The 2,982-nt window shown below is 49.6% G+C and carries 1 rRNA gene; it reads right to left on the bottom strand.

Annotated elements, in window-relative coordinates:
- Positions 1–35: 35 nt before the first annotated feature.
- A 23S ribosomal RNA gene (locus B9A32_RS20690) occupies positions 36–2,982 on the bottom strand.

The raw sequence follows: 2,982 nt of genomic DNA, 5'->3' as shown, positions 1-2,982 counted from the left end.
CATTAAAACGTTTAAACTTCTTTATGGTTTAAGAAGTGGCTAAGCCTCACGACCTATTAGTATCGGTTAGCTGAACACATTACTGTGCTTACACACCCGACCTATCAACCTTGTAGTCTTCAAGGGGTCTTTAGTCTATAAATAGAGGGGATATCTAATCTCAAAGTTGGCTTCCCGCTTAGATGCTTTCAGCGGTTATCCGTTCCAAACTTAGCTACCCTGCAATGCCGTTGGCACGACAACAGGAACACCATTGGTTTGTCCATTCCGGTCCTCTCGTACTAGGAACAGATCTCTTCAAATATCCTACGCCCACGAAAGATAGGGACCAAACTGTCTCACGACGTTTTAAACCCAGCTCACGTACCACTTTAATTGGCGAACAGCCAAACCCTTGGGACCTGCTCCAGCCCCAGGATGTGATGAGCCGACATCGAGGTGCCAAACCGCCCCGTCGATGTGAACTCTTGGGGGCGATAAGCCTGTTATCCCCGGCGTACCTTTTATCCGTTGAGCGACGGCCCTTCCATTCAGAACCGCCGGATCACTAAGACCTACTTTCGTACCTGCTCGAAATGTCTCTCTCGCAGTCAAGCTCCCTTATGCCTTTGCACTCTATGGCTGGTTTCCAATCAGCCTGAGGGAACCTTCGCGCGCCTCCGTTACTCTTTGGGAGGCGACCGCCCCAGTCAAACTACCCGCCAGACACTGTCCGTAACCCCGATTAGGGATCAACGTTAGAACCATAGAATATGAAGGGTGGTATTTCAAGGGTGACTCCACAAACACTGGCGTGCCTGCTTCAAAGTCTCCCACCTATCCTGCACATCATATCCCAAAATCCAATGTCAAGCTGTAGTAAAGGTGCCGGGGTCTTTCCGTCTTTTCGCGGGTAGACGGTATCTTCACCGCCATTCCAATTTCGCTGAGTCCCTGGTTGAGACAGTGCGGAAGTCGTTACGCCATTCGTGCAGGTCGGAACTTACCCGACAAGGAATTTCGCTACCTTAGGACCGTTATAGTTACGGCCGCCGTTTACCGGGGCTTCGGTTCAGTGCTTCGCTTGCGCTAACAAATCCCCTTAACCTTCCGGCACCGGGCAGGCGTCAGACCCTATACTTCGTCTTGCGACTTTGCAGAGTCCTATGTTTTTAGTAAACAGTCGCTACCGCCATTTCTCTGCGACCCTCGTCTGCTTTGTGGAGCAAGTCCACTAACAGTTAAGGGCATACCTTATCCCGAAGTTACGGTATTATTTTGCCGAGTTCCTTAACCAGGGTTCTCTCAAGCGCCTCGGGATACTCTCCCTGCCTACCTGTGTCGGTTTACGGTACGATCACCCGATATCTCGATAGAGGCTTTTCTTGGCAGCATGGGTGCAGTCAGTTTATGGGACTAAGTCCCTCCTCATCACTTCTCAGCCTTAAAAGACTCCGGATTTGCCTGGAATCTAAGCCTACAAGCTTGAACCGCCTATTCCAACAGACGGATGACTTGCCCTCCTGCGTCCCCCCTTCTCTCAAACGATATCTAAGGTGGTACAGGAATATTAACCTGTTTTCCATCGCCTACGCCTTTCGGCCTCGGCTTAGGGATCGACTAACCCTGAGCAGATTAGCTTTACTCAGGAAACCTTGGGCTATCGGCGAGGGGGTTTCTCACCCCCTTTATCGCTACTCATGTCAGCATGGTCTCTTGTATTTACTCCACATCACCTCGCGATGACGATTCAATACAAATACAACGCTCTCCTACCAATGAAATAAATTTCACTCCGCAGCTTCGGTACTATGCTTGAGCCCCGCTACATTTTCGGCGCAGAACCACTCGATCAGTGAGCTATTACGCTTTCTTTAAAGGATGGCTGCTTCTAAGCCAACCTCCTGATTGTCTGGGCATTTCCACATCCTTCACCACTTAGCATAGATTTAGGGACCTTAGATGGCGGTCTGGGTTGTTTCCCTCTCGTCCGCGGAACTTAGCTCCCGCGGGCTGACTCCCACAATTTAACTTAATCGGTATTCGGAGTTTGGTTAGGTTTGGTAATCTGGTGAGACCCCTAGCCCATCCAGTGCTCTACCCCCGATAAGAAACTTGTGAGGCTATACCTAAATATATTTCGGAGAGAACCAGCTATCTCCAGGTTTGTTTGGCCTTTCACCCCTATCCACACCTCATCCGAACAGTTTTTAACCTGTGACGGTTCGGGCCTCCACGCGATTTTACTCGCGCTTCACCCTGGACATGGATAGATCACCTGGTTTCGGGTCTACTCAATGCAACTTGTTCGCCCTGTTCAGACTCGCTTTCGCTACGGCTACACCTCACGGCTTAACCTTGCTGCATTAAATAACTCGCTGACTCATTATGCAAAAGGCACGCGGTCACTAAGGCTAATGCCAAAGCTCCCACTGCTTGTAAGCAAACGGTTTCAGGTACTATTTCACTCCCCTCACAGGGGTTCTTTTCACCTTTCCCTCACGGTACTGGTACGCTATCGGTTGCCAGGTAGTATTTAGCCTTACGAGATGGTCCTCGCAAATTCCCACAGAATTTCTCGTGTTCCGCAGTACTTGGGTGTTCAGATAAGAGATCAATTACTTTTGCATACGGGGCTGTCACCCTGTTTTGCCACACTTTCCAGTGTGTTCTGCTAACAATTGATTTTGTAACTCTTTGTGCCTTCCGAAACAAACACACTCTGAATCCCACGACCCCTGCCATGCAACGCTTTCGGGCTATCACACATGACAGGTTTGGGCTGTTTCCCGTTCGCTCGCCGCTACTTAGGAAATCGTTTTTACTTTCTCTTCCTGGGGGTACTAAGATGTTTCAGTTCTCCCCGTTGGCCCCATACAGCTATGTATTCACTGCACAGTGTCACGGCATTAACCATGACAGGTTTCCCCATTCAGAAATCTCCGGATCAAAGCTTGTTTAGCAGCTAACCGAAGCTTATCGCAGCTTACCACGTCTTTCGTC

The sequence above is a fragment of the Desulfocicer vacuolatum DSM 3385 genome, assembly GCF_900176365.1.
GTDB lineage: Bacteria > Desulfobacterota > Desulfobacteria > Desulfobacterales > Desulfobacteraceae > Desulfocicer > Desulfocicer vacuolatum.
This window is presented reverse-complemented; position numbering and strand designations above follow the sequence as displayed.